The 25,806-nt window shown below is 57.4% G+C and carries 25 protein-coding genes; 15 read left to right on the top strand and 10 right to left on the bottom strand.

Going from position 1 to position 25,806, the window contains the following annotated elements:
- Window positions 1-7: 7 nt before the first annotated feature.
- The 4 genes from HQL44_14050 to HQL44_14035 are packed head-to-tail and all read left to right on the top strand — an operon-like array spanning window position 8 to window position 4,174.
- The gene (locus tag HQL44_14050; protein MBF0269703.1) at window positions 8-1,417 is read left to right on the top strand and encodes an FAD-binding oxidoreductase; all 1,410 of its coding nucleotides are present in this window, start codon (window positions 8-10) and stop codon (window positions 1,415-1,417) included.
- Entirely contained in the window at window positions 1,414-2,013 is a 600-nt protein-coding gene (locus HQL44_14045) for a hypothetical protein (protein MBF0269702.1), read from the top strand. Before HQL44_14050 ends, HQL44_14045 begins: the two co-directional genes overlap by 4 nt.
- Before the next feature lie 59 nt (window positions 2,014-2,072).
- Entirely contained in the window at window positions 2,073-3,860 is a 1,788-nt protein-coding gene (locus HQL44_14040; GenBank protein MBF0269701.1) for an acyl-CoA dehydrogenase, read from the top strand.
- Between the two features lie 2 nt (window positions 3,861-3,862).
- Entirely contained in the window at window positions 3,863-4,174 is a 312-nt protein-coding gene (locus tag HQL44_14035; GenBank protein ID MBF0269700.1) for a hypothetical protein, read from the top strand.
- A gap of 8 nt (window positions 4,175-4,182) precedes the next feature.
- On the opposite strand, the gene HQL44_14030 is transcribed toward HQL44_14035, so the two are convergent.
- Genes HQL44_14030 through amrB form a run of 4 tightly spaced genes read right to left on the bottom strand, consistent with a single transcriptional unit; the run spans window position 4,183 to window position 7,435 of the window.
- Window positions 4,183-5,079 (bottom strand): radical SAM protein, encoded by an 897-nt coding sequence (locus tag HQL44_14030; GenBank protein ID MBF0269699.1) that lies wholly within the window; start codon window positions 5,077-5,079, stop codon window positions 4,183-4,185.
- Window position 5,080: 1 nt separating this feature from the next.
- Entirely contained in the window at window positions 5,081-6,076 is a 996-nt protein-coding gene (locus HQL44_14025) for a dienelactone hydrolase family protein (GenBank protein ID MBF0269698.1), read from the bottom strand.
- A gap of 2 nt (window positions 6,077-6,078) precedes the next feature.
- Window positions 6,079-6,636, bottom strand: a complete 558-nt coding sequence (amrA, locus tag HQL44_14020; GenBank protein MBF0269697.1) for an AmmeMemoRadiSam system protein A — start codon at window positions 6,634-6,636, stop codon at window positions 6,079-6,081.
- Window positions 6,629-7,435: an AmmeMemoRadiSam system protein B gene (amrB, locus tag HQL44_14015; GenBank protein MBF0269696.1), complete on the bottom strand. Its 807-nt coding sequence runs from the start codon at window positions 7,433-7,435 to the stop codon at window positions 6,629-6,631. Before amrB ends, amrA begins: the two co-directional genes overlap by 8 nt.
- A 97-nt stretch (window positions 7,436-7,532) precedes the next feature.
- Here amrB and amrS point away from each other — a divergent pair, with 97 nt between their 5' ends.
- Complete coding sequence (amrS, locus tag HQL44_14010; GenBank protein ID MBF0269695.1) at window positions 7,533-8,612, top strand: AmmeMemoRadiSam system radical SAM enzyme; 1,080 nt, start codon at window positions 7,533-7,535, stop codon at window positions 8,610-8,612.
- Here amrS and pcaF read toward each other — a convergent pair.
- The 3 genes from pcaF to HQL44_13995 form a co-directional block, all read right to left on the bottom strand.
- On the bottom strand, window positions 8,609-9,811 hold the full coding sequence (gene pcaF / locus HQL44_14005) for a 3-oxoadipyl-CoA thiolase (protein ID MBF0269694.1): 1,203 nt from the start codon (window positions 9,809-9,811) through the stop codon (window positions 8,609-8,611). The genes amrS and pcaF overlap by 4 nt on opposite strands.
- Window positions 9,812-9,823: 12 nt before the next feature.
- Window positions 9,824-10,615, bottom strand: a complete 792-nt coding sequence (locus HQL44_14000) for a 2-(1,2-epoxy-1,2-dihydrophenyl)acetyl-CoA isomerase (GenBank protein MBF0269693.1) — start codon at window positions 10,613-10,615, stop codon at window positions 9,824-9,826.
- Window positions 10,616-10,693: 78 nt separating this feature from the next.
- Window positions 10,694-11,551, bottom strand: coding sequence for a hydratase (locus tag HQL44_13995; GenBank protein ID MBF0269692.1), 858 nt, complete (start codon window positions 11,549-11,551; stop codon window positions 10,694-10,696).
- Between the two features lie 179 nt (window positions 11,552-11,730).
- Here HQL44_13995 and HQL44_13990 point away from each other — a divergent pair, with 179 nt between their 5' ends.
- From HQL44_13990 to HQL44_13945, 10 genes are all read left to right on the top strand, one after another.
- Window positions 11,731-12,339: a transferase hexapeptide repeat family protein gene (locus HQL44_13990; GenBank protein MBF0269691.1), complete on the top strand. Its 609-nt coding sequence runs from the start codon at window positions 11,731-11,733 to the stop codon at window positions 12,337-12,339.
- Between the two features lie 164 nt (window positions 12,340-12,503).
- On the top strand, window positions 12,504-13,817 hold the full coding sequence (locus HQL44_13985; protein ID MBF0269690.1) for a nucleotide sugar dehydrogenase: 1,314 nt from the start codon (window positions 12,504-12,506) through the stop codon (window positions 13,815-13,817).
- 133 nt (window positions 13,818-13,950) lie between these two features.
- Window positions 13,951-15,009, top strand: a complete 1,059-nt coding sequence (locus HQL44_13980) for a radical SAM protein (protein MBF0269689.1) — start codon at window positions 13,951-13,953, stop codon at window positions 15,007-15,009.
- Window positions 15,010-15,196: 187 nt separating this feature from the next.
- Window positions 15,197-16,525 carry a hypothetical protein gene (locus HQL44_13975; protein ID MBF0269688.1) on the top strand — a complete coding sequence of 443 codons (1,329 nt, stop codon included), beginning with the start codon at window positions 15,197-15,199 and terminating at the stop codon, window positions 16,523-16,525.
- A gap of 76 nt (window positions 16,526-16,601) precedes the next feature.
- Complete coding sequence (locus HQL44_13970; GenBank protein ID MBF0269687.1) at window positions 16,602-17,495, top strand: hypothetical protein; 894 nt, start codon at window positions 16,602-16,604, stop codon at window positions 17,493-17,495.
- A 116-nt stretch (window positions 17,496-17,611) separates the two neighbouring features.
- Window positions 17,612-19,171 (top strand): adenylyltransferase/cytidyltransferase family protein, encoded by a 1,560-nt coding sequence (locus HQL44_13965; protein ID MBF0269686.1) that lies wholly within the window; start codon window positions 17,612-17,614, stop codon window positions 19,169-19,171.
- A 93-nt stretch (window positions 19,172-19,264) separates the two neighbouring features.
- Window positions 19,265-20,287 carry an aminoglycoside phosphotransferase family protein gene (locus HQL44_13960; protein ID MBF0269685.1) on the top strand — a complete coding sequence of 341 codons (1,023 nt, stop codon included), beginning with the start codon at window positions 19,265-19,267 and terminating at the stop codon, window positions 20,285-20,287.
- The gene (locus HQL44_13955) at window positions 20,284-21,093 is read left to right on the top strand and encodes a transketolase (protein ID MBF0269684.1); all 810 of its coding nucleotides are present in this window, start codon (window positions 20,284-20,286) and stop codon (window positions 21,091-21,093) included. Before HQL44_13960 ends, HQL44_13955 begins: the two co-directional genes overlap by 4 nt.
- Window positions 21,093-22,019, top strand: a complete 927-nt coding sequence (locus tag HQL44_13950) for a transketolase (protein MBF0269683.1) — start codon at window positions 21,093-21,095, stop codon at window positions 22,017-22,019. The genes HQL44_13955 and HQL44_13950 overlap by 1 nt, the downstream gene beginning before the upstream one ends.
- Window positions 22,013-22,726 (top strand): class I SAM-dependent methyltransferase, encoded by a 714-nt coding sequence (locus tag HQL44_13945; protein ID MBF0269682.1) that lies wholly within the window; start codon window positions 22,013-22,015, stop codon window positions 22,724-22,726. Before HQL44_13950 ends, HQL44_13945 begins: the two co-directional genes overlap by 7 nt.
- Here the strand turns inward: HQL44_13945 and HQL44_13940 are convergent.
- From HQL44_13940 to HQL44_13930, 3 genes are all read right to left on the bottom strand, one after another.
- Window positions 22,720-23,781 (bottom strand): hypothetical protein, encoded by a 1,062-nt coding sequence (locus HQL44_13940; protein MBF0269681.1) that lies wholly within the window; start codon window positions 23,779-23,781, stop codon window positions 22,720-22,722. The genes HQL44_13945 and HQL44_13940 overlap by 7 nt on opposite strands.
- Before the next feature lie 74 nt (window positions 23,782-23,855).
- Window positions 23,856-24,542, bottom strand: coding sequence for a class I SAM-dependent methyltransferase (locus HQL44_13935; protein ID MBF0269680.1), 687 nt, complete (start codon window positions 24,540-24,542; stop codon window positions 23,856-23,858).
- A 174-nt stretch (window positions 24,543-24,716) separates the two neighbouring features.
- Window positions 24,717-25,805: a radical SAM protein gene (locus HQL44_13930; protein ID MBF0269679.1), complete on the bottom strand. Its 1,089-nt coding sequence runs from the start codon at window positions 25,803-25,805 to the stop codon at window positions 24,717-24,719.
- Window position 25,806: the final 1 nt, after the last annotated feature.

Below are 25,806 nucleotides of genomic sequence, written 5' to 3'. Positions count from 1 at the left end.
TAGCGGCATGAACTCGACCAACCTAATTTCCCGCCTAAGCGAAATCCTGGGGGATGGCCATGTACTGGCCGACCCGGCAAAGATGGCGGCCTATCTGCACGAGGAACGCGGCTCATACGTTAGCCGCGCCCTGGCCGTGGCCCGCCCGGCGACCAGCCAGGAAGTGGCGGCCACCGTCAAAGCCTGCGCCCAAGCGGGCGTCAGCCTTGTTCCCCAGGGCGGCAATACAGGATTGGTTGGCGGCGCCGTTTCAAGACCAGACCAGATCATCTTGTCGCTTGGCCGAATGAATCGCATCCGCGGCGTCGATACCGACAACAAAGCCCTGACCGTGGAAGCGGGATGCTCGCTGGCCCAGGTGCAAATGGCCGCCGACGGGGCAGGTCTGCTTTTTCCCTTGAGCATGGCGTCGGAGGGGTCGTGCCAGATCGGCGGCAACCTGTCGACCAATGCCGGCGGCACGGCGGTGCTGCGTTACGGCAATGCCAAGCGTTTCGTGCTGGGCCTGGAAGTGGTGCTGGCCGACGGGCAAGTCTGGGACGGGCTGAAAAGCCTTCGCAAGGACAATACAGGCTACGATCTGAAACAGCTTTTTCTTGGATCGGAAGGAACGCTGGGCATCATTACCGCAGCCACGCTGGCTCTATACGCCAAGCCCAGGGAAATCGTAACCGCCTTTCTGGGATTGGATTCGCCCCGCAACGCGCTGACGCTTCTGGCCCGCCTGCAGGAAGCCACGGGGGAACAGGTAACGGGCTTCGAGCTGATGGCCAGACGAAGCCTGGATTTCGTGACAAGGCACATACCCGGCGCACGCGATCCATTAAGCGAGGCGCATCCCTGGTATGTGCTGGCCGAAATTTCAACCTCGCGCGCCGATGCAGAGTTCGAGGAGTTGATGGAGACCGAACTGGCCGAAGCCATCGGCGCCGGTCTGGTGTCGGACGGCGTCGTGGCGGCGACCCTTGCCCAGCGCGAGCAACTTTGGAAGCTGCGCGAATCCATCCCCGAAGCGCAAAAGCACGAGGGCGGCAGCCTGAAGCATGATATTTCCGTGCCCGTCTCCTCCATCCCCGAATTTCTTGAGCGTGCCGCCAAAGCCGTCGAATCGGCCCTGCCCGGCATCCGCCCCTGCCCTTTCGGCCATGTTGGCGACGGCAATCTGCATTACAATCTTAGCCAGCCCGAGGGTATGGACAAGCAAACATATTTGGCCAACCGCGACAGACTGGCCGCAATCGTTCACGATATCGTGCAGGCCCTGAATGGCAGCTTCTCGGCCGAACATGGCGTTGGACTTTTGAAGCTGCCCGACATGACGCGCTATAAAAGCGAGGTCGAGCGCAATCTGATGCGCCGCATGAAGGCCGCCCTTGATCCATCGAATCTGCTCAATCCCGGCAAGGTGGTGGGATGAGGAATCTTCTGTTTGCTTTTATCTTGTTCTGCGCCCTACCCGCCCAGGCCACCATGCCGGGAACGCCGGATAGCGGCCAACTGGCTTTCACGGTCATGCGCAATGGCACGTCTATCGGACGCATCCTCTACAGGTTCGAGACCAGCGGAGATGCGCAGATCGTGCGCGTGCAAACGCGGATTCTGTACGTTCTGCTAGGCATTCCCTTTTATCGTTTCGAGCATGACGCCGTTGAAAGCTGGAGCCATGGCCGTCTGACGGCTCTGACGTCCAACACCAACGACGACGGCAAGAAACTTGAATTGGCGATCAAGGCGGAAGGGCAAGATTTGCTGGTCACTCTGAATGGAAAGGCCGACCGCCTTGAAAAGGCGAATATGCCCGCCAGCCTGTGGAATCCCCAAACGACCAAGGCGGACAGGCTGGTCGATACCGTGGACGGCAAACAGCTTGAGATCGTCGCCAGCCAGCAAGACGGATATTTCACACTGACCGGCAAGTTGAATCGAACCCTATGGTATGATGCCAAAGGCGTGCTGAGCGAAGCGCGCTTCACCGCCCGAGACGGTTCTGAAATCCGCTATGTCCGCGATTGAAGGGGCGAAAACCACCTGATACAGTTTTGACAAACGTACCAGGAAATAAGGAATAAGAAATCATGGCCTACCGCGCTCCCGTCGATGAAATGCTGTTCGTCATGAACGAACTGGCCGGATTGCCCGAAATCGCCGCCCTGCCCGCCTTCGCCGAAGCCACCCCCGATCTAGTCAGCGCGGTGCTGACCGAGGCCGGACGGTTGGCCAGCGGCGTTCTCGATCCCCTGAACAAGGTGGGAGACCGGGAAGGATCGCACCTGGAGAATGGCATTGTGCGCACGCCTACCGGCTGGAAAGAGGCCTGGGACCAGTATCGCGACGGCGGCTGGTGCACCTTGCCCTTCGATCCGGATTATGGCGGACAGGGCTTGCCGTGGCTGGTCGCCATTGCCGTGCAGGAAGTGACCGATTCGGCAAACATGGCCTTCGGCCTGTGCCCCATGCTGACCAAGGGAACGGTCGAACTGCTGGCCGCCCACGGATCGAAGGAGCAGAAGGACATCTATCTGCCCAACTTGATCTCGGGCCAATGGACCGGCACCATGAATTTGACCGAGCCGCAGGCCGGGTCCGACCTGTCGCAGGTGCGCGCCAAGGCGGTAAAAAGTGGCGATGGCAGCTACCGCATCTTTGGGCAGAAGATCTTCATTACCTATGGCGATCATGAAATGGCCGAGAACATCGTCCATTTCGTGCTGGCCCGCCTGCCCGACGCCCCTTTGGGGGTCAAGGGCATCTCGCTTTTCATCGTTCCCAAATTCCTGCCCAAGAACGATGGGACGCCGGGTGTGCGCAACGACGCCAGATGCGTCTCGCTGGAACATAAGCTGGGCATTCATGCCAGCCCCACCTGCGTCATGTCCTTCGGCGATCACGATGGCGCTGTGGGTTTCCTGGTCGGCGAGGAAAATCGCGGCCTGGAATACATGTTCACCATGATGAACAACGCCCGTCTTGCCGTTGGCCTGGAAGGTGTCGCCATCGCTGAGCGGGCCTATCAGCACGCCGTCGACTATGCCCGCCTGCGCGTGCAAAGCAGGCCGCTGGGCGCGAACGCCAAACCGGGGGCCACCATCATCGCGCATGCCGATGTGCGGCGCATGCTGATGGATATGCGCAGCCGCACTGAAGCCGCCAGGGCGCTGGCCTATTATGCCGCAGGGGCCATCGACCGCGCCCACCACCTCAATAACGAGGTCGAGCGCCAGGAATGGCAGCGCGTGGTCGATCTGATGATTCCGGTGGTCAAGGGCTGGTGCTCGGAAACCGGCATTTACGTCGCCAATCAGGGCGTGCAGGTGCATGGCGGCATGGGATTCATCGAAGAAGCGGGAGCGGCGCAATATCTGCGCGACGCCAGAATCACCGCCATCTACGAAGGCACCAACGGCATCCAGGCCAACGACCTTGTGGGTCGCAAGGTGGGACGCGATAAGGGGGCGGCGGCCAGGGCCATGATCACGCGCATGTGGGCCACGGAAGCCGAACTGGAGGCCAGCAAAAGCGAAACATGCCATCTGTTGCGCGGGCATCTGGCCATGGCCCTTGAAGCCTTGTCGGCGGCCACTGACTGGGTGGCGGAAACCTATGCCAGCGATCCCGTCGCTACGGCAGCCGGGTCGTTTGCCTATCTCAATCTGTGGGGCATCGTGGCGGGCGGCTGGCTGTTGGCCCGCGGCGTTCTGGCTGCCGAGGCGGGCAAAGACGGCAGCCCCTCATTTATCAAAGCCAAGGCGATGACGGCGCGCTTCTTTGCCGAACAATATCTGACGCAAGCTCACGCCTTGAAGACGGCAGCGATGGCGGGCAAGGATGCCGTGATGGGACTGGACGAAGAAGAGTTCTAGCCGTGGGCGCAAACATGGCCATGCGGGAAGTGCTGTTCGAGTTCACACGCATGGGCAACATGGTCAAGGTGACCGCCACGGACACCCAGACCCTGACCGAGATTTCGATCATTTGCCCAGGAAAATCCAGCCGCAAGGACATGGAAAGTCTGGCTCTGCGACGGCTTGACTCATTCTTGGCCAATCAGTCGGCTCAGGCCCATGCCAAGGGATATGAAAAACAACCTTGCAAGGCTTGCGGCAAATACACGCTGAAGCAAAGCGCCACGAGGATCAAATGCGACACCTGCGGACAGGAAACGCGCTTCGTATAAAAACGCTTCTACAGCCCTCTTAAGAACCGCGCCCTTAGGGGGCGCAAACCCTCGCGAGCCTGAGAAAGCACGGCCAACAGTTTCTCTTTGTCCTTGGGCAAATTTCCCGCTAGGGCCAGGGCGTTTGATGCGTGATTGGAGCGGAAGATGATGGGGCGGGACGGATCAAGCCCTGCGATCAGACGCTCCTGTTCGGCCAACATGCCCAGATCATCTTGAAATTCAAACCCCTCCGGATAGGCCTTGGCGAAATCTTGCGTCACTTCCGAAGCGACGCCCAATTGCAAGGTAGACAAAAATTCCGGCGGCGCCGCATTCACGACATCGATGGTGCCATCGATATGGTCCTGCCACAAGGCTTGACCGCCCACCCCCAAAACCACCGTGGCCGACACCTTAATGCCCGCCAGACCAGGCTTTTTCAGCGCCTCGATCATTTGACGCTGAGTGACTCCCTTGGCGATCCGCTTCAGGATATTGGGCGATCCGCTTTCAATTCCCACATAAACCAACGACAATTTTGCCGCCTTCAAGACGGCCAGTTCCTGAACTGATTTTCTAAGCAGATTGGCAGGAAGCGCGTAGCAGGAGACGCGATTGAGATCGGGAAAGCTAGCCGCCAATTTTTCAAGTATCTCCAGCAGATGATCGGTGGGCAGGCACATGGCGTCGCCATCGGCCAGAAACACCCGTCTGGCGTCTGGCCAGCTTCGTCCCCAGTTGTCGATATCGGCGAACACTTGCGCAAGCGGGCGCGGCATGAAGCGCTTCGACCTGTACATCGAGCAAAATCGGCAACGGTTCCAACTGCATCCCAGCGTGGCCTGGATGATCAGATTGTCGCCCTCGGAAGGAGGACGCCATAAGGGATAGTCGTAATCGAAGCCTTCCGGATCCTCGTACATGCTATTTGCCGAGAACCCGCTTCATGAAGGACGTCATCTCGGCCAGCGATTTGGCCGTTACCGCCATATTGCCTTCGATGGTGACGCCCGGCACCGCGCAACCGGACAGATGTTTGCCAAGTGCTGCGATGGGCGCCTCCATTTCACGCCCATCGACCCAGAGCAAATGAACGGTATCGCTCAGTTGATAATAGATGATCGGGCAATTCAGGCGCGTCGAGGCCATCGGCAGATTCTTGGCATTGCGGATATCAACGTTCAACCAGCCATGGCGCGCCCCCTCATAGTCGACAAAGCGAATTTCCGGCGTCTCGACCTTGGAATAGGACTTTTGGCGCTCCATCATCAAGCGTACGCGCTTGGGCGGCGTCCAATCATCGTCTTGACCAAACATCACCAGCACGTCGCCGCCCGCAAAGACTTTGTCGGCGATAAAGCCATGATCGCCCGACGGATAAAAGGCGCTATGTCCAGCATACCGGGCATTACTTTTGACCAAACGATTGCGCAAGGGTTCCAGAGCGGAAAACCAGGACGTCATGCCGCCCATCGAAGCGCCCGCGATGAAGATGCCTTCCTTGCGAAAGCGGCCATCCGCTGACAAGGCATCAAGGGCGGCAAAGGCGTCGGCGATCACTGACGGGGTTCCCGCCGGACCCGCCGATCCAGTACAAACATTTTGCCAGTTCCTGGGATCAAAACTGTCGTAAAGCAGCGTCGCAAAGCCCGCCTCGCGGGCGGCATCCCTGATCAGTTTCTCGCCGTGACCGCTGGCGTTCAAGCCGGCGCAGCTATGCGCCACCACCAAGACGGGGTGCGGCCCTGTGCCGGGGGGCACATCAAGAATGGCCTTGATGGAAACCTCGCCCGACGTTTCTTGGCGCAGCAATTGCCCAAACCCGGCATAGGTGCGGGAAGAAAACTCGAAAGGTTCGGCCAAGACCGCCGACGATAGCGAAGCGAAGAGGCAAAAAGCCAACAGAAAACGCATCATCATTTTCAATCCGCATCCACTTCAACGGCTTCGAAGCGGCTGGCTTTGAAGCCGGGCGACCAATGCGTTGAAGGCAAGCCAGCCTTCACCTTCAAATGCGCCAAAAATGATTTGGGATCGGGCAGCGCTTCCCACACCGCAGGCAAGAACAGGGCGCGCCGTCCCGCATCCTCGATGATCAACCCGTCCACCCCAGGGCGCAGTTGAGTTAGCAGATCAGCCTCGTTCTCGATATCCATGCGGACAGGCGGCGTCAGGATCGACACCGACAGATTGACCACGCCCCACTCCGCCTTGGTCAGGGGCGGGAATCTGGGATCTTCGAATGCCGCCTTATAGGCGTTCTCGACCACATCCTGGCCCAAAGGACGCCAAGCCATGGGCGAGCCGATGCAGCCGCGCAAGTCGCCGGATTTCTTCAAGGTCACGAAGACGGCCCCCGGCTGTTCCAGTTCGTGCGGCAGCCCCGCAAGATCAATGTCCTTGAAGCGCCCCTCGTTCAGTCCCTGTTCGATCGACCTTTTGGCCAGATCAATCAGGACCGGCCCCAATGCCTCAAGCATGCGCACCCCCTTCATAGAAAGCCCAGGCGCCATAGCCCACGACGCGGTCATGCGGCCCCGCCGTATCACCGGAATTGCGCACGTCCAGCGTTTTGACGGCCAGCGATTTGCGCTTGGCCAGTTCCAAAAGTCCCGCCACCGGAACGGCGCCGCAGGCATGATTGCCATCCATGAAATCGGCGTTAAGCTGTTCGATGGCATCGACCGTTTTGCGATCTATTCCCCGCGCCTCGTCATAGTCATGAAAATGCGACAGGTCGGTGCTGACCACGATCAAAGTTTCCAGCCCACCCCAGGCAGCTTCCAGCACATCCGCCACGATGGTCCGGTCGGCCTGTCCGGCCACGATGGGAACAAGACGGAAATCGCCCAGCGCCTCGACCAGGAAGGGCAGATGCACTTCCAAACTGTGCTCCGAAGCGTGGGCGCTGTCCAACATGCCGACACCCGGCAGACTGGCCAGCCGCGCCTCGGTCTCCAGATCAAGCGCAATGGTCTTGCCTGGAATGGCATAGGCCGATGCGGTGCACAGGGCCAATCCCCTGAAGCCGACGCGATGCGACGGCCCGATCAGCACGACGCGGGAAATCTTGCCTTTCAATGGACGCAGCTGCGCATAGGCGCTGGCGGCGACCGGACCTGAATAAATATAGCCCGCATGCGGGGCGATCAGCGCCTTGGGAACATCCTGGCCTAGCGCTGCGGCGCCCTCCAGATAGCCGCACACGGCGGCTTTCAACTCAGCCGCATCATCTGGGTAAAACGTCCCTGCCACGGCAGGCTTCCGCACCTCGATCATGGCGCACCTTCCAATCTGTGCCCATTATTCTCCTCAAATTGGAATTCTTCAATCACCGGTTAATGACAGTGCAGTCAAACTTCGTTAAAATTAACCTATGGAAACTTTAGCGTCGGATACGGTTCCAGCCCGCCATTGGACCCGACTTGACGATGGCCGCGTTCGTTGTGACCTCTGCCCCAGGGCCTGTGCGTTAAAGCCCGGGCAGCGCGGCGTGTGCTTTGTACGAGCCGCCGATGAAAGCGGCATGGTTCTTACCACTTATGGCCGCTCATCGGGCTTTTGCATCGACCCCATCGAAAAAAAGCCGCTCAATCACTTCTTGCCTGGAACCCCCATCCTGTCCTTTGGCACGGCTGGCTGCAACTTAACCTGCAAATTCTGCCAGAATTGGGACATTTCAAAGGCCAAGGAATTCGACCGCCTGACCAGCCGAGCCAGCCCGGAACGAATTGCGCAAGCCGCCAGGGACAGCGGATGTTCGTCCGTCGCCTTTACCTACAACGATCCCGTCATCTTCTTGGAATATGCCGTCGATACCGCCAAGGCTTGCCATGAGTTGGGCATCAAGACGGTGGCCGTGACGGCGGGCTATATCACCGCCCAGGCGCGGCCAGATTTCTTCGAACATATCGACGCGGCTAATGTCGATTTGAAGGCTTTCTCCGAGGATTTCTATCACCGCCTATGCAACGGCCATTTGCAGCCGGTAAAAGACACGCTGACATGGCTGTTGCGAGAAAGCGGAGTCTGGGTGGAAATCACCACGCTTCTCATTCCAGGCCAGAATGATGGCGACGAGGAATTGAAGGCGCTGGCGGGCTGGATCGCCAAGGATCTTGGACCCGACGTGCCGCTGCATTTCACCGCCTTCCATCCCGATTGGAAAATGACCGAACTGCCCAATACACCGGCGGCGACGCTGACGCGCGCCCGCAATATCGCCCTTGGCGAAGGGCTGCATTACGTCTACACCGGAAACGTCCACGACCCGAAGGGCGGCAGCACATGGTGCCCGTCCTGCGGCCAGTTGCTGATCGAGCGCGACTGGTTCGTGCTGGGAGACTGGAACCTGAACAGGGACGCCAAGTGCAAATTCTGCGGGCACAAAATCGCCGGGCGCTTCCAAGAAAGGCCCGGCGATTGGGGCGCCAAAAGAATGGCCGTGCGCGTTTAGACTCTTTCAATCGCCATCGAGATTCCCTGGCCGACGCCGATGCACATCGTGCACAGGGCCAACCTTTTGCCGGAAATCTGCAATTCCCAAGCCGCCGTGCCGACAAGGCGCGCTCCGGTCATGCCCAAAGGATGGCCAAGTGCGATCGCGCCGCCATTGGGATTCACGCGCGGGTCGTCATCGGCAATGCCCAATTCGCGCTGGCAAGCCAAGCCCTGCGCAGCGAAAGCCTCGTTCAACTCGATCACGTCGATTTTCGACATGTCCAGCTTCAGTCGCTCCAGCAACTTTCTGGTGGCGGGCACCGGGCCGATGCCCATGACGCGGGGCGCAACGCCTGCCGTCGCCATACCCAGGATGCGCGCCTTGGGAGTAAGGCCATAAGCCTTCACCGCCGCCTCGCTGGCGACGATCAAGGCCGCAGCACCGTCGTTCACGCCCGAAGCATTGCCCGCCGTCACCGATCCACCTTGGCGAAATGGCGCCTTCAACTTGGCCAATTGCTCGGCCGTGGTGTCGGGGCGCGGATGCTCGTCGGCATCAATCACCGTGTCGCCCTTGCGGCCCTTGATGACCACCGGCGCGATTTCATGTTTGAAGCGCCCGCTTGCCATCGCAGCACCCGCCTTTTGCTGGCTGCGAATCGCGAAAGCGTCCTGATCCTCGCGGGAAATCTTCCATTCCTCGGCCACGTTCTCGGCGGTCTCGGGCATGGAATCGATGCCGTACTGCGCCTTGATGATGGGGTTCACGAAACGCCAGCCGATGGTGGTGTCGTAGATAGCCGCATCCCTCGACCAAGCACTGTCCGATTTTGGAATGACGAAAGGGGCGCGGCTCATGCTTTCGACGCCGCCTGCAATCGCGATGTCGATTTCGCCTAACCGAATGGCCCTGGCCGCCGTCCCCACCGCATCCATGCCCGAACCGCACAGGCGGTTGATGGTGGCCCCGGCCACCGTATCGGGCAGGCCCGACAGCAGCACCGCCATGCGCGCCACGTTGCGGTTGTCTTCGCCCGCCTGGTTGGCGCAGCCCAACAGCAATTCGTCCAGCTTCGTCCAATCGACGCCGCCGTTGCGCTCCATCAGGGCTTTGACGGGAATGGCCGCCAGATCGTCGGTGCGAACCGGCGACAGCGCCCCGGCATGGCGCCCAATGGGGGTGCGAACCGCGTCGCAGATGAAGGCGTCACGCATGATGTTTATCTCCTACTTTCCAGAAAATTGGGCTGGGCGCTTGGCCAGAAAGGCGGCCACGCCCTCGGCGTAATCGGGACTTTGCGAAGCCGTACGCTGAAGATCGCGTTCCAGATCAAGCTGCTGATCCAGCGTGTTCGACCAACTGGCGTTCAGCGCCTGCTTGATCAAGCCCAAGGCCTTGGTGGGCTGGCTGGCCAGATGCTTGGCCAGCGCCGTCGCTTCGTCCATCAGCAAGGCGTCATCCACTACTTTCCAGATCATGCCCCATTGCTGGGCCTGCTCGGCGGAAATCTTCTCGCCCAACAGGGAAAGCGCCATGGCCCTGGCGGGTCCCACCAGACGCGGCAGGAACCAAGTGCCACCGGAATCCGGCACCAACCCGATCTTCGAAAAGGCCTGGATGAAGCTGGCGCCGCGCGCCGCCAGGACGATATCGCAAGACAGAGCCAGATTGGCCCCCGCCCCGGCGGCGACGCCGTTCACCGCGCAGACCACCGGCGCTTGGATCGAGCGCACGGCCCTGATCAAGCGGTTGTAAAGACGCTCGATGGTTTCGCCCATATCGACGGCATCCGGGCCAGTGCGCATCACTGGATCGCTTAAATCCTGCCCAGCGCAGAATCCGCGCCCCGCACCCGTCAACAAAACGCAGCGAACACCCGCGTCGGCCGCCACGTTGCTGACGATAGACAGCAGTTCGCCATGCATGACTTCGGTAAAACTGTTCAGCTTGTCGGGCCGGTTGAGCGTGATCGTCGCCACGCCTTCGCCAACGGTCAGGGCGACGGTTGATTCGGACATGCGCGGGCTCCCCTCGGTTAATTCGGCCTTACAATACCGTTTTACCGATTTGGATGTCAAAGCCTGGAATTGGCCGCCTTATTCAAAGGCCAGCAGGACCTTGGGATCGCCCGGCAATCCCTTGTACTGCACCGATACCGCGGAGCCCGGCAGAATGGGCTTCGAGGCCAGGAAGCCACCCAGGCTGAGCATGTCGCCCGGCTTCAGCCTGATGCCGTCCTTCTTCAAGGCCTTGGCCAGCCACATGGCGGCCTTGATCGGCTGATCCATCAAAACGCGGCCTCTTTCGCGGCCGATTTCCTGGCCGGTGGTTTCGTTGGTGACCACGATCTCCATCTCTGCCAAGGCCTGCAACAATTCTGGCTTGGCAACCACCTGAATCGGCGCGCCCAACACGCCGCCCCGGAAAGCCGAGTTGGTGGCGATCAGTTCGGGACCGGTGATCTTGCCGTCCAGCATCATGTCGGGCAGTTCAACAAAAGGCGTCAACGCGCTAATGTGTTGGAGCGCCTGGAGGGGTGAGCGGGCTTCGGCCAAGCCCGCATCTTTGACGATTACGATAAAATCCGATTCGTAGCGTTGCAAAGCGCCAAGGCCCTTGGGCAGCTTGGCGTTACTATTGAACATCCAACGGCCATACATCACCCCCCAGGCCGGCCCCGGGACACCGAAACGTTTCTGCGCATCCGGATTGGTGAAAACCGCCTTGTAGCCGACCGGCGCTCCCAGGATGGGCGTCAGCGCTTGGGCAAGTTTTGACTTGGCGCATTGGGCCTCGGCAAGGGAAATATCCTTGCCAAACCCCTGGCTTGTTTTTGCCGCCTCGAATTCAGTGACATATGAGGCGATTAACTCTGGTCCTGGACAAGCACAAAAGGCTTTAGACGGATACAGAGCTAGTAAGCCGAGTATCGATGCTTTGACGAAGTGGCGCATATTCCCATCCCTCAAGATGCGCTCCACCTATGCGCGTTTTACTTATGATAATTGCACCATCCCGAAGGTTGCCCGGAAAGCATTTTTTTTAGATAATCGACAAAACTTGCGCATCCATTCATCCACCAGTAAATGTAAACATCTGTTCTTTTACTTCCCTTAGGTTGAGAGAGGCCGCAATGCCCTTGGTTTATGCATTGGACGGGATCACGCCCGTCATCGATCCCAGCAGTTTCGTCCATCCCAGCGCCGTCCTGATCGGCGACGTCATCATCGGACCCGACTGCTATATCGGCCCCTGCGCCTGCCTGCGCGGCGACTTCGGACGCCTGATCGTCGAGAAGGGCTGCAATATCCAGGACAATGTCGTCATTCATACCGACCCAGGATGGGATACGCTGCTGGAAGAAAACAGCCATATCGGCCACAGCGCGGTGCTGCATTGCTGCTTCGTGCGCAAAAACGCCATGGTTGGCATCGGCGCCGTGGTGATGGACCGGGCCGAAATCGGCAGCGAGGCGATGGTGGGCGCGCAATCCTTCATCAAGGCCGATTTCAAGGTGCCGCCGCGCACCCTGGTCACCGGCATTCCGGCCCGCATCGTGGGCGACATTTCACCGGAACGAATCACGCGCAAAACCCAGGGCACCCAGGAATACCAGCACCTGACCAAACGCTGCAAAGACGGCATGAAAGCGGTAGAATCCTTAAGCGCCGTCGACGAGGGGCGCAAGCGCATGCCGCCTTACACCCACATCGCGCCAGCAGGGAGCAAGGTAGAGAAATAATCGTCAAGACCGAATTGGATTTTGCTGTCTTTCCGGAGCCCGAGGGGCCGGCACCTTCCAGGGCCGCGCAAGCCTTAACAAATATGGAAGCATTTTTCTGCTAAGACTTGACGAACATAATGGGCTTAATCTCTGGGCAGACCCAGCGACAAGGAGAAGGACGCATGCGAATTTCTGTAATCGGCCTTGGCAAGCTTGGGGCACCTTTGGCCGCCGTCCTGTCCAGCAAGGGATTCGAGGTGGTCGGCGCCGACCTGAACCAGGGTTTCGTGGACGCCATCAACCAGGGCAAAGCCCCAGTGGTCGAACCGCGCCTTCAGGAAAAGATCGACATCGGGGCATCGCGGCTTTCGGCGACAACCTCGGTGGAAGAAGCGGCGCTCAAGACTGAAGCATCCTTTATCATCGTTCCGACCCCCACCGGACCCGACGGCACCTTCGTGATCGATTACGTGCTGGCCGCCGCCGAGCAAATCGCCAAGGCCATTGCCAAGAAATCCAGTTACCACTTGGTGTCGCTGACCAGCACCGTGATGCCTGGCGACACGGAAAAACACGTAAAGCCGCTGCTTGAGAAGGTATCGGGCAAGAAATGCGGCCAGGATTTCGGCCTGTGCTACAACCCGGAATTCATCGCCCTTGGCAACGTGATCAACGACATGCTGAACCCCGACTTCATCCTGATCGGCCAGTCGGACCCCCACGCCGGCGACATTGTGGAAAGCATTTACAACGTCTCTTGCGACAAACCGCCGACCTTCGCCCGCATGAACTTCATCAATGCGGAGTTGTCAAAGATCTCGCTCAACAGCTATGTGACCTTGCGCATCTCCTTTGCCAACCAGTTGGCCCGGCTTTGCGACCATCTGCCCGGCGCCGACGTTGACGTCGTTACCGGCGCCTTGGGGCTGGACAGCCGCATCGGCAAGAAATACCTGAAAGGCGCGGTCAGCTTCGGCGGCCCCTGCTTTCCGCGCGACAACATCGCCTTTTCGAAACTGGCCCTCAACAACGGCACCGAAGCGCCGATCGCCACCACGACCGACTACATCAACGACAGTTACCTAGCCTATCTTGCCGAGAAAATGCAAAAGCACCTGCCGGCAGGAGGAACGATCGGCCTTCTCGGCCTATCCTACAAGCCTGAAACCAGCGTCGTCGAAGCCTCGCCCAGCCTGAAGCTGGCCCGCCTGCTGATCGCTCGTTCAGTGCCGGTCGTCGCCTACGACCCGCAGGCCATGCCAGAAGCCCAGCGGCAGATTTCAGAAGGCATCGTCTACGTGCCCGCGATGGCCGAGTGCGCCGCCCAAGCCGACTTGCTGGCCGTGTTGGTTGCCTGGCCGGAATTTAAATCCCTAACCCCGAAGCAATTGAAAAACCAGGGCAAGGATGTGGTGCTGTTCGATTATTGGCGCATCCTGCCGCGCCAAGACTTCGAACGCGCAGGCTGCCGGTATTTCGCGTCTGGCCAAGGGTAGTCCAGTTCACGCGATAACACTCAACAATCCCAATTCCATGCCGCTCATGGAATACCCGTCATGTCGAATCCGTCACCGGCAGCCGGTTAACTGTGTCCTTGGCTTGGAATGACGATTAACTTATTATAGCTACATGGAAAAATTCAGGCTTGATGGCACGAAACTTTACTATCATCCCGAAGCGCTGGCACGCTTTAGGGAAGGCAAGGTCGTCTATCCTCTTCTCATCCAGATAAGTCCGGTCAGCGTCTGCAATCACGCTTGCCTGTTCTGCTACTACCATGAAGTCCACAAGCGCCACGACTACCTCGATGCGGAACGGCTGATCAGGCTGGTCGATGAGGTGCGCGAATTGGGAACGAAGGCCCTGTTCTTTTCGGGCGAGGGCGAGCCGTTGCTGCACAAACAACTGCCCGAGATTATCGAGTATGCGGGAAAAGCGGGTTTAAGCCTTGCCGTCAACACCAATGCGACTCCTCTGCGCGGCGCGGTCATGCGCCGCATCCTGCCGCATCTGGAGTGGATTCGGATCAGCCTCAATGGAGTTAACGCCGCCGATTACGCCCGCGTGCACCAGACCAAAGAGGCCGATTTCGAGCATGTGCTGGACAACGTAGCGGCAGCGGCGGCTTTTAAGAAGTCTGAAGGCCTGCCAATAGCCATCGGCGTTCAGTTCATTTACACAGGGCAGAGCCCCGAGGATGTCGTCGCCTTGTGCCGCCGGGTGCGCGAAACGGGAGCCGATTATTTCACCGTCAAGCAGTTCAATCCTCACGAACTCTCGCCGCTTACCCAGATGAAGTTTGATGTGCCGCCGCCCGAAGCCTTCGCGGGCGTCGAGGACTGCGCCACCGACTCTTTCCAAGTCACGCTGCGCTTTGGCATGGTCGAAGCGGATTGGAAGCGGCCTTATAAGCGTTGTTTGGCTCTGCCTTTTATCACGGAAATCGTCTCCAATGGCGACGTCTATAGTTGCGGCCCACATGTTGGCGAACCCGACTATCGCTATGGCTCGATCTACGACATGGACTTTAGGACGCTGTGGAGCCATGAAAACCGTGCAAAAGTCGAGGCGCACGTGCAGGCCATTCCCGATCTCGATCATGTTTGCATGCCCCATTGCAGGCCCGACCAGATCAACCGAATGCTGTGGGATTTGCTGCATCCGCCGCCCCACTCCAATTTCATCTAGGGTCTGTTGAGTATCACCGCGCGAGCCGCGCTTGTGGAGAATATGGCCGCATGATACGAGAAAAGCGATGAGCATAGATATGGCTCTGTCGGCAAAGCCAACGCGCCTTTCGTTCCTGCAAGGACGCCAAATTGGCTGTCGTCACGGCCGTGTACTGATACTCGACAGGCTCTAGAGCAATGCGGCGATGACCCAGGAACTGCCCGGCGTAGTCGTTCTTGACGTTGTGCGCCAGTATGGCGGCGAAGTGGAGCTGTCTGGCGAGACTTTGATCGTTCAAACACCCGTCAAGCAATGGTCCTACGCTATCGGCCTTCCAGTCCGCCACGAAATGGTAAGCCTGCCTGAGGACCTGGATGCGCCGGCTCTGTTTCGCCTTCAAGTTCAGGTTTACGAAGGAAAGTTGGGGATTGCCTGCGCAGACCCCGGCCTTCAGGAGTTCCTGGATCAGACGACGGTGGAGCCTGCGCCCGAGCCGGTTACCGTCGACCTTACGGCCTTCAACTTGCGGCAGTGCAATTCCCTGATCTTTCGTAACGACGGGGACACAGGACGTCCAACGATTGCCGCCATTTCATCGGCCCAGGCGTTCCGTCTAGCCCCCTTTGCGGACCGCAGGCTGCACGTTCTCTTCGACCTAAACGTTTTGCCGATTGGCATCGACTTCGCCAGCCTCGTCATGGGTGCTGAAATCGAGCGTGCCCGGCTCGGGCTGGAAAGCCTGCATGTGATTTTGGCGCCGAATGAGGCCAAAGCGCGTGACGCTTCGGACGCTGAGAAGGGCGATACCGTCGATGCGTTCTCCTGGCGCAGGGGCATGAGTAACCATCTCTTGCAGCTTCTGTCGTTCTTTCCATCCGTTTCCAACGTGACGTTTGCCGCGTCGCACACCGAGGCGATAGGAATGATGACGGGGCTTGCACATGTCTACCCCGACTGCAAGGAAACCGGCTTGTGCGACGTGCCTGCCCTGTCCAGAAACCTGCTGAAGAATCTAAATGGCGTACGGCTCCCTGCCGCCCCAGAGCAAGCCCGCCGCTATGTCCGCCAGTGGCTTGAGCGTCATTGCCCAGCCGAGCGCAAGTGGATTGCCATCACCCTGCGCGATGCGGACTGTCTGGACCGCGACGACAATCTCAAGACCTGGGCCGCCTTCGCAGAGCGCCTGGACAAATCCATTTATGCCCCTTTCTTCATTCCGGATACCGGTACGGCGCTTCTGGGGCCGCCCCCTAGCCTGCAGGCCTTTTCCTGGTTTTCCGAGGCGGCGATCACGGCCGGCCTGCATTTTGCTGCCAACGAGATGGCCTATCTCAATCTGATGCCCATGGGAGGGCCTTCGGCAATCTGTTCCTTTAACCCGGCCGTGCGGTTTCTTTGTTTCGGGCACGATCCGGACTGTGGCGATCCCTTCGTAGGTCTATTTCAGAAACGGATATGTGAGAGTGCCGGGCTTGAAGTGATCGAGAGCGAGTTCCATGCCATGGCGGGGTTGATCGATGCCGCTTGCAACTAAAGCTCCAAGGAGCGGTTCGACGAGCCGCCTCACCGCCTTTTACGACCTTGCGCAGATGCCGGTCAGCTTCGATTTCATGACATTTCTCATGAACGCCGAGTTGGCGCGCGCCCAGTCCGGACTCGATGACGTTTTTATCGTGTTGGTCCATCCGACCACTTGCCAGTCCGATTCCTCATATTTCGGCGCTGAGGAGCGCCGTTGGCGCGTGAGCAATATCCTGCTGCCCATGCTTGCCTTTTTTCCCAGGGTTTCCGGCTTTCGTCAGGCAGACAGTTCCGCCGAGGCGGTAGGGCTTCACCACGAGGCCGAGCATGTTTTTCCGCCCCCCGGAATGCTGGGGCAGATGAACATTGCATCTATGTCGCAAGAGCTGGTGGCCGGCCTTGTCCGAAAGCCACCTGTTGCCTTTCCGCGCGCCGACGGCGCTGCCGTAACCCTGGCCCGGCAATGGCTGAAGATGCATGTGCCCTCTGGCCTCCTGCCCATCGTCATTACGCTGCGCGACGCCGGCTATAGCCAAATCCGCAACAGCAACCTGGAGACCTGGGCTGGTTTTGCCCAAAGCCTGGATAGAGACAAATTCTGCCCCGTTTTCGTTCCCGATACCCAGACGGCGTTTCAGGGGCCGCCAAAGGTCTTGGAGGATTTTCCCTGGTTTTCTTCCGCAGCTTTCCACCTGGGATTGCGCTTTGCCGTCTATGAGCTGGCATATCTGAACCTTCTGACATCGAATGGGCCCTCCGCCCTTTGCTATTACAGCCCCGACATCCGCTATCTGTTCTTCAAGATCATCGTCGAAGACGCGCCGGAAAGCACCAAACGGCATCTTGCGGCGTATGGCTATGACATCGGCAAGAACCTGCCCTTCGCCGGACCTTTCCAGAAATGGGTGTGGGAGGATGACGACCCCGGCGTCGTCTGGCGCGAGTTCGAAGCGATGGTAGCGTCGATAGAACGGTCGTGCTAAAAAGATAGGGTTTTTCAATCTCATGGGGACAAGAGATGCTCCATGAAAGCGCAAGTAACCGGTACCGCTCACGATGCGGTTAAACGGTTCAAATATCCAGGGCAGGAGAAGAAAGCATGACCCGCCAGGACGATTCAGGAATCGCCAAGGCCCGCGACAAGATAACATCGCTGGACGATGCGGCGGCACTTTGCGTAGCAGTCCGCCAGAAGGGGCAGCGGGTCGTTCACTGCCATGGCGTTTTTGACCTTCTCCATATGGGCCATGTCCGCCATTTCGAAGAGGCCCGGCAGCACGGAGACTTCCTGGTCGTGACTCTGACCGAAGATGCGCACGTCAACAAGGGGCCTGGGCGGCCAATCTTTCCCGAGCTGTTGCGTGCGGAAATGGTCGCAGCCATCGGCTATGTCGACGCGGTTGCCATCAACCGTCATCCCTCGGCAGAAACGGCCATCCGCGCCATCCGCCCCCATGTCTACGTGAAAGGCTCCGACTACGAAGACGCCGGCAGCGACATAACGGGAAAAATCGAATCCGAACGCGGCGAAGTTGAGGCCTGCGGGGGTGAAATCGCCTTTACCAAAGGCATCACCTTCAGTTCATCGTCGCTGATCAATAGATATTTCGATGTCTACGATCCCGAACTGCGCTGCTATCTCGAGACGGCGCGCGAGAAGGATATCCTGCACCAGATAAATGGGTTGATGGAGCGCGTTCAAGGGTTTCGCGTTCTTCTCGTCGGCGATGCCATCATAGACGAATACCGCTACGTTCAACCGCTGGGCAAGTCGCCCAAGGAGAACATGATCGCCACCATCTACAAAGACAGCGAGGTCTTTGCAGGCGGGGTCATCGCCGCCGCCAATCATGTCGCCAGCTTTTGCAGCCAGGTCGATGTCATCACCATGATTGGCGGGGCCAGTTCACAAGACGAAGAGGTCATTCGCAAGAGCTTGCTTCCCAATGTCCGCTTACACCTCGTGACTAGGCCTAACGTGCCGACAACCCGCAAGACACGGTTCGTCGATTTGGGTTATATGCGTAAGCTGTTCGAAGTCTACGAGATGGATGACAGCTATATGGGCCGCCCCCTGGAAGAGGAACTTCTGGCCCTAATCGCCGATTTGGCCCCGCGATGCGATCTGACAGTCGTTACCGACTTCGGACATGGCCTGCTGACCGCCGAATGCCGCCAGGCCATCACAAAACACGCCCGCTTCTTTGCCCTAAACGCCCAGTCGAACAGCGCCAATCTGGGCTTTAATCTGGTCACGAAATATCCAAAAGCTGACTATGTCTGCATCGACACTCCAGAACTACGTCTGTCCATGGGCGACAAGTATTCAGATATTGGCCTTCTGGTGTCGGAGCATTTCCATAAAGTCGTCGCCTGTACCTGCGCAATTATCACTCAAGGCGTTCACGGCTGCATGACCTGGCAACCCGAGCATGGATGCCACCAAGTGCCCGCCTTCACCAAGACCGTCGTCGACACGGTGGGCGCCGGAGACGCTTTCTTTGCCGTTACCGCGCCTTTGGTGGCTGCCGGCGGCGATATGAGCGTCGTTGGATTCGTTGGCAACGCGGTCGGCGCTATCAAGGTTGGAATCGTCGGACACAGACGTTCGGTCGAGAAGGAAAAAGTGCTGAAATTTGTCACAGCTTTGTTGAAATGAACTGTGTTGAGTGACAGGAATGGCCGCGCAAACTGCTTGATGACAAATGCGGTCGATCCATTCGATATAGGTTGGGATATTAACAGGACGGACATGACAGCCGCCGAACCGATAATAGCTCAAGCTGCGTTGGAAATAATCGCAGGCAGACTTATTGGCCAGCCTGTGTTGCCTCTTCGATTGCTGGCGTCAAAAGGCAACAACCGCGTGTTCCGGGTCGAAACGGCGAACGGTGACAACTACATTCTTAAATCCTACGCGCCGCCTGGGCATGACTGCCGTGACAGAATCGGCACTGAATACCGAGCGCTTGTTTTCATGCGGTCCTTCGGAATTGAAATCGTTCCTCGTCCTGTCGGGGTGGATTTCGAAGCAAGGGTTGCCGTCTATGACTGGCAGGAAGGTGAGCCAGCCAACGACAATCCATGCGATGACGACATCGGTCAGGCCGCTGACTTTCTAGCTACCTTAAAGAATCTTGGTGATCAGCAAGAAGCCGGGAGCGTTCCCCTGGCCAGCGAAGCCTGCCTGTCTGCCTGGGAAATCGAGCGGCAAATACTGGTGCGCTTTGAAAAACTGTCGGCTTTGAAACAAGAACCCGAGTTGGCATCTTATCTCGCAAACGAATTTGCTCCGGCTTTGTCGGAACGCTTGAGGGCTGCAAAGAACGCCTGCCTTGAAACAGGTCAGAGCTGGCAGGATGATCTGCCGAGGAAGCATCGAACTCTCAATCCTTCCGACTTCGGCCTGCACAACGCCATTCGAACACCGGGCGGGCTGTTCTTTATCGATTTTGAATATTTTGGCTGGGACGATCCTATAAAAATGCTCTGTGACTTTTTCCTGCATCCTGGCATGAACTTGAGCGTCGAGAGAAAGCGCATGTTTTTGCAGAAGATGAGTCCCTGCTTTCATGGGGACCCGAATTTCGAAATCAGGCTCGCTTTGCTTTACCCGCTGTATGCACTAAGATGGAGCATGATTCTGCTGAATGAATTCTTTCCGCATAAATGGGCTTGCCGCGAACTGGCCGGACAAACGAACTGGCCGGCAGTCAAAGCCCGCCAACTTGCCAAGGCCAGAGCCATGCTGAAAAACGAAAGCCTGGCGATATGAACCTCGACAGCCGGTCGCTATATTTGCGGCGCTTGATCGTGACGGCCCTGGAAGGCGGTGGGCGGGGCCATCTTGGCTCGGCCCTTTCCTTGGTTGAAATCCTGAGAGTTCTTTACGACGAGATTCTGAAATTCGATCCAGCCAACCCTAAGTCGGAGCAGCGCGACAGATTCATTTTGTCCAAAGGGCACGGATGCTTGGCGCTTTATGCAATTCTGGCCGACAAGGGGTTTTTCGACCCCCATGAATTGCGCCATTTCTGCCGTTATGGAACCTTCCTGGGCGGACACCCCGAGGCAGGAAGAACCCCAGGCGTCGAGGCCTCGACAGGGGCGCTGGGACATGGCCTGCCGATCGCCGTCGGCATGGCGCTTGGCCTGCGGCTGAAAAAAAATCCAGCCCGCGTTTATGTCGTCATGGGCGACGGCGAGATAAACGAAGGATCTGTATGGGAGGCTGCCATGTCTGCGGCTAAACATAGCCTGGACAACCTGACGGCCCTAGTCGATTACAACAAGCTGCAATCCTACGGCCCGGTTGACGACGTCATGCCATTGGAGCCTTTGGCCGACAAGTGGAGAAGTTTTGGCTTTAACGTTTCCGAAGTCGACGGCCACGATTGTTCCGCCCTATCAGCTGCGCTGCAAGCTCATAACTTCGCTACTGGAAAGCCGAGACTGGTCGTGTGCCATACGGTCAAGGGGAAAGGCGTGCCCTTTGCCGAGAACGTAGCTGCGTGGCATCATAAATCGAAAGTGTCCGACGACGATATTGCGGCTATGCGCGCCTGCCTGGGAGGCGGATAATGCGCCAGACAGCGCTTAACATGGTTCACGAATTGGCGCGGCTTGACCAGAGGGTCGTATTCATCGGCTCTGATCTGGGGGCTGGAACATTGCAGAATTTCCGTGAGGAATTTCCAGACCGATGGTTCATGGAGGGCGTGGCTGAGCAGAATTTGATCGGCTTGGCATCGGGCCTAGCACTGGAAGGATTCATTCCTTACGTCAATACCATTGCCACGTTTCTTAGCCGCCGCTGTTTCGAACAAATTGTTGTTGACGCCTGCCTGCACAATCTTCCCCTTCGCCTGTTGTCATCCGGTGGTGGCTTGGTCTACGCCCCGCTGGGACCAACCCATTTGGCCATAGAGGATCTATCCATCCTGCGGGCTGTTCCGAACATGACGGTTATCGCTCCATCTGATGCGCATGAAATGCGCCTGACAATGGAAAGCTCGCTGGCCCACGCAGGGCCGCTTTATATCCGTTTCGGAAAAGGCGGGGATCCGGTCGTGCCGATCGAGCGCAACGGCTTTGAAATCGGGCGTGCCTATTGGGTCTTGCCTCCTGAGGCAACGAATTTCGTATCGACCGGAATCATGACCGAGGCCTGCCGTCAGGTTGCCTTGCGGCTAGCCGCCGAGGGGCGGCCCTGCGGCGTCCTGCATGTGCCGACCGTGAAGCCGCTTGATATTGATGCCTTATGGACACTGGCCAGAAGCAGCCAAACGATTCTAACCGTCGAAGAGAACGTGCTGGCGGGGGGATTAGGCTCCGCTGTCCTTGAAGCTTTAGTCGATAATGCCATGCCGCTGACGAGATTTAAGCGGCTTGGCTTGCCTGACGCGTTTTCCCATAACTACGGCTCGCAGGCTGATTTGCTGCGTGATGCCGGCCTGACTTCAGACCAAATACATGAAACGGCGCTTAGGGAGATTTCTCAGTGCTAACAGAGGCCAACGCAGATTTCTCGATCTTCGTTTTCGAGCAAATCCATAAGTTGCTTGGCGTGAACAAGGGAATCAAGCTGCTTGCCTTGGGCTACACCGACATCCTGCTGAGTGAGCGGGTCCTGATGACCTTATCGTCGCGAATGACGGATAAATCGCCGATCGGCGCGGAAATCGCTGAAGAAAACGAAAAAGGAGAGGGACGGCGGTTGCGCCTGAACCCGACGGCGTTTTACCGTCTCTTCGGCTTCGAAACCACGTTCATCGACTTGTACGATCCGTCACCCGATGCCTTGAAAATCGACCTGAATGAGCCCATCCCTCAGGACTTTCATCAAAAGTTCGATGCTGTTATCGACGGCGGAACCATCGAGCACTGCTTCAATGTCGCGCAGGCGATTGCCAATATGGCCCTTGCAACAAGGGTCGGGGGCGTTGCAACCAATGGAAACCCGTTATTCGCCTTGAATCATGGGTTTTACAACATGAATCCGATCTTCTACGAGAAGTTCTACGAAGCCAATGGATTTGAGATGTGCTCAAGCTTTGTCTGCCAACATAACAGCAGCGGCCTGCAAATCTGGAATGGCTTCCCCCCCGATTCGAGAACTCTACTCATGTGCGGCGAAAGAGGATGCGAATACATGGTTAATGTTTTCGCCAAGAAAATCCGGCATTGCGCGAAAGTGACTTGGCCAAGTCAGTGATCGGCCAGCTGTTTGTGCAGGATGTCAGATATGACCAACAAGTTCAGCGTATGAACGGCTGTATCCATGCAGCGCCTTTTGACGAGAGCATCAATACATCTGCTGGAACGGAAAACGAAAGGCTTTTCTAAAAACCATCGGTTAATCTGACCACCAAGATGAACAGCAAGCCATTCCGCCATGAAAAAAACCCCTCGCGGCTCGCTGAGTACGGTCTCGATGGCCCGTTCGCGCGCTGAAATGTCCGCAATGCAAATCTCGTCAGAATCCTGGGCGAAATATATTTCGTCCGATCCGGGCTCGAATGTGTTTAGAAGATCGCTGTCGATCGTGCCTTTAAAGTTGCTATTGACATGCGAACGGTTGACGGCAATCGGGTGCAAGTGGCCACTATGTGAGATGAAGCCAATATTCTCGTCCTGCCAGATAAGAATGGAGGGCCATGACGATTTGAAAACGTCAGCCTGCCATTCCGGCCCAAACATGAAGGCATCCATTATAGGGGGTTTGTATTTAAGGACTGCGTCTACAAGCATCCGTCCTGTAGCGGTCAGAACATGTTGCGCGTCGACCAAGCCCTGGAAATAGGAAAAACTGGTCTCCCATTCGATGCGGGGGCCGGAAATGACCACCGTCTTGTACCCCTCATGTAGACGTTTCTCGATGTTCTGAAAGGTGCCGTCGGCGATAACCCAGTCTGGCGCCAGAAAAACAATATGGTCGTTGGTCACATTTTGGATGGCATGCCGGTGGGAATCGCAAAGCACATCCCAGACAGAAGACTTGTTCTGCTTTCTGTAGGCCTGATCACGAATATCGTCGGTCGGAAAAGTGACTATGTTCGTGTTAATCAGGCATTGCAGTTTCTTGAACGCGCCCGAGCGGCGTATCGCTTCGGCGTCTGTCTTCGTGGTGTAAATATGATAGGTCGTTCTGGTGGGCGCGCTTAGCGCCGGAATGTTACGGGCTGACAGCTGCGAGGCAAGGCTGATTTCGGTGAAAAATTCCGTGAACTTGTCGCCATAGACGACATTGACGATTTCCAGCCCCGGCATCTGCATTTTCCCTGGCATTTAAACGACATCCCCTCGGTTCGGGACCGATTGTCCCTCCATTCGAGAAATGCAAGTTACGTGTAGTCGTGGACGATGAATTTGTGCGACAACAATCCGTAACTTCCTTCATCCGAAAATTTAATATGGAATTTGTCGACGCACTCAGCCCAGGCGCGGCGCTCTCCAAATTTTGGGTCGGCACAGTTACAGTTGTAATCGTCGAAGAAAACATATGCCCCACGCGCGATCATGTGACGGGAAAAAAGATTGTCCAGAACATCCATGGCAGACGAATACAGGTCGCAATCCACATGGATCAGCGCGTAAAGCGTATTCTTGTCGAGAGCGGGGACGGTTTCGCTATACCATCCTTCAAAAATCTTGATCCGCCCGCCGGGAGAAAGGTGTCTTTCCGTGATTTCCCGCAATGCTTCTGGGCTGACTCCCTTACAGGAACCAGATCCCCAGACCCCATCCCGGACGTGCGGAGAATCGACATCAGCCGCGTTGTCGATCTTAGGCAGCCCCTCGAAACTATCAAACAAATGAAGTTCCTTGCCGATCGTCTGGGATAGCACATTGTGTGAGTGAAATAGCTTTTCGCCGTGAGCTACGCCAAAAGCAAGAACTTCAGCCGTCTTGCCGCTCATAGTGCCAAACTCCGCTATGTGGCCCCTGACCGCCCCTGCGTAAACCGCCAGAACACCATTGAAGAGTTTCTGACCAATTTCGTTCTCATACCCATCGATACTAATTTGCATCACGAACCTTCACTTCCGATCGGTGCCCATTCGCTCCTGATTGGCGCAGAATAACTCGATTCCAGGCCAACCGAAAGGTTGAATAGCACATCATACGTGTACGCCGCAAAGCAGCAGCTGCCCGGGCTGTCGGCATCATGCTGACAAATTATGCGTGCTGATACTCAACAGACCCTAAATGAAATTGACGTGCTTTGGCGGATGGGTAAGTTGCCACAAAATATTGTTAATTTCATTTGTTCGGCAATTCGCATAACACTCCTTGTGCACGTCCATCGTCTTGGCAACCTTGTCGATGACCTGCCAATAGCGGTCACTGGCCAGAATATCGCCGAAGCTTTGTTCGCACAAATCTCCCATGAGAAATTCGTCGCTTCTCCAGTCGAAGAACATGCCGCAGGGGTATAGCTTGCCGTCTCCGCTCGAATACAAAAGAAATGGCGCCCCCAAACAGGCGTCGTAGCTTCTCTTGCCAGCTGACTGGATCTTCTGCCATTTGACGATGATGTCATACCCAGGCGTGCTCAAGCTTTCCGCCTCCATCAGAAGGTCGTCGAAGGCGCTGTATTCTGAAAGACGGTCGTAAATGCCCAGTTTATTGCTAACGGTGTCGCCGCACTGCTTGATGACCAGATAGTCGACACCCAACTCACGTCCGAGTTTAGCAAGAGGCACGGCTTCGCCAACATTATCAGGTGTCAGAACCATTTGCAGACCAATGGTGACATCCAGCTTCTTCTTGCGTTTCTGTTCGACGGTGAACGCTATCTTCCGGCACGCCGTGTCGAATTCCTTGCTGGCATGAATACGCCGATAGGCGGAATCGCTGGCGGCAGATATGTTGAAACGAAGCCAGGTCAGATACTCAAGCGCCGCTTGCCCTTTGGCGCCATCGTCGTAGAGAATGCCATTCGTTGCCATGGCCATGTCGGCACCGTTCGTTTTGCCGGCAATAATGGCATCGTAGACCGCCGGGTTGAGTGTCGGCTCGGCCTCGCCAACCAGCGCCATAGAACGTACACCGGCCTTCGCCGCATCGCGCATATAGGCAAGCAGGCGGTCTTCAGGAAACCATTTCTTGGCCCCTTTCTTGAATTCGTTGGCCTGGGTGATGCCGTAACAGTAGTTACAGTGGATATTGCACCCCTTCGACAGGCCAACATCAATGTGAACAGGAGGAATCCGCTTGCCTTCCTTCCAGGCCAAGACACGGTCAAGATGATGCAAAACCTTGCTGCCGTTCATATTATAGATATCGGCCATG

The sequence above is a fragment of the Alphaproteobacteria bacterium genome (genome assembly GCA_015231795.1).
Taxonomy (GTDB): Bacteria; Pseudomonadota; Alphaproteobacteria; order Rhodospirillales; family WMHbin7; genus WMHbin7.
Note: the sequence above shows the minus strand (reverse complement) of the source record. Positions and strands in the feature narration are given on the sequence as shown.

Bases quoted from the DNA above. Each gene is read 5' to 3' on its own strand.
- HQL44_14050 (MBF0269703.1), top strand. From the start codon at position 8: ATGAACTCGACCAACCTAATTTCCCGCCTAAGCGAAATCCTGGGGGAT.
- HQL44_14045 (MBF0269702.1), top strand. From the start codon at position 1,414: ATGAGGAATCTTCTGTTTGCTTTTATCTTGTTCTGCGCCCTACCCGCC.
- HQL44_14030 (MBF0269699.1), bottom strand. From the start codon at position 5,079: ATGTACGAGGATCCGGAAGGCTTCGATTACGACTATCCCTTATGGCGT.
- HQL44_14025 (MBF0269698.1), bottom strand. From the start codon at position 6,076: ATGATGATGCGTTTTCTGTTGGCTTTTTGCCTCTTCGCTTCGCTATCG.
- amrA (MBF0269697.1), bottom strand. From the start codon at position 6,636: ATGCTTGAGGCATTGGGGCCGGTCCTGATTGATCTGGCCAAAAGGTCG.
- amrB (MBF0269696.1), bottom strand. From the start codon at position 7,435: ATGATCGAGGTGCGGAAGCCTGCCGTGGCAGGGACGTTTTACCCAGAT.
- amrS (MBF0269695.1), top strand. From the start codon at position 7,533: ATGGAAACTTTAGCGTCGGATACGGTTCCAGCCCGCCATTGGACCCGA.
- pcaF (MBF0269694.1), bottom strand. From the start codon at position 9,811: ATGCGTGACGCCTTCATCTGCGACGCGGTTCGCACCCCCATTGGGCGC.
- HQL44_14000 (MBF0269693.1), bottom strand. From the start codon at position 10,615: ATGTCCGAATCAACCGTCGCCCTGACCGTTGGCGAAGGCGTGGCGACG.
- HQL44_13995 (MBF0269692.1), bottom strand. From the start codon at position 11,551: ATGCGCCACTTCGTCAAAGCATCGATACTCGGCTTACTAGCTCTGTAT.
- HQL44_13990 (MBF0269691.1), top strand. From the start codon at position 11,731: ATGCCCTTGGTTTATGCATTGGACGGGATCACGCCCGTCATCGATCCC.
- HQL44_13985 (MBF0269690.1), top strand. From the start codon at position 12,504: ATGCGAATTTCTGTAATCGGCCTTGGCAAGCTTGGGGCACCTTTGGCC.
- HQL44_13980 (MBF0269689.1), top strand. From the start codon at position 13,951: ATGGAAAAATTCAGGCTTGATGGCACGAAACTTTACTATCATCCCGAA.
- HQL44_13975 (MBF0269688.1), top strand. From the start codon at position 15,197: ATGACCCAGGAACTGCCCGGCGTAGTCGTTCTTGACGTTGTGCGCCAG.
- HQL44_13970 (MBF0269687.1), top strand. From the start codon at position 16,602: ATGACATTTCTCATGAACGCCGAGTTGGCGCGCGCCCAGTCCGGACTC.
- HQL44_13965 (MBF0269686.1), top strand. From the start codon at position 17,612: ATGACCCGCCAGGACGATTCAGGAATCGCCAAGGCCCGCGACAAGATA.
- HQL44_13960 (MBF0269685.1), top strand. From the start codon at position 19,265: ATGACAGCCGCCGAACCGATAATAGCTCAAGCTGCGTTGGAAATAATC.
- HQL44_13955 (MBF0269684.1), top strand. From the start codon at position 20,284: ATGAACCTCGACAGCCGGTCGCTATATTTGCGGCGCTTGATCGTGACG.
- HQL44_13950 (MBF0269683.1), top strand. From the start codon at position 21,093: ATGCGCCAGACAGCGCTTAACATGGTTCACGAATTGGCGCGGCTTGAC.
- HQL44_13940 (MBF0269681.1), bottom strand. From the start codon at position 23,781: ATGCCGGGGCTGGAAATCGTCAATGTCGTCTATGGCGACAAGTTCACG.
- HQL44_13935 (MBF0269680.1), bottom strand. From the start codon at position 24,542: ATGCAAATTAGTATCGATGGGTATGAGAACGAAATTGGTCAGAAACTC.
- HQL44_13930 (MBF0269679.1), bottom strand. From the start codon at position 25,805: ATGGCCGATATCTATAATATGAACGGCAGCAAGGTTTTGCATCATCTT.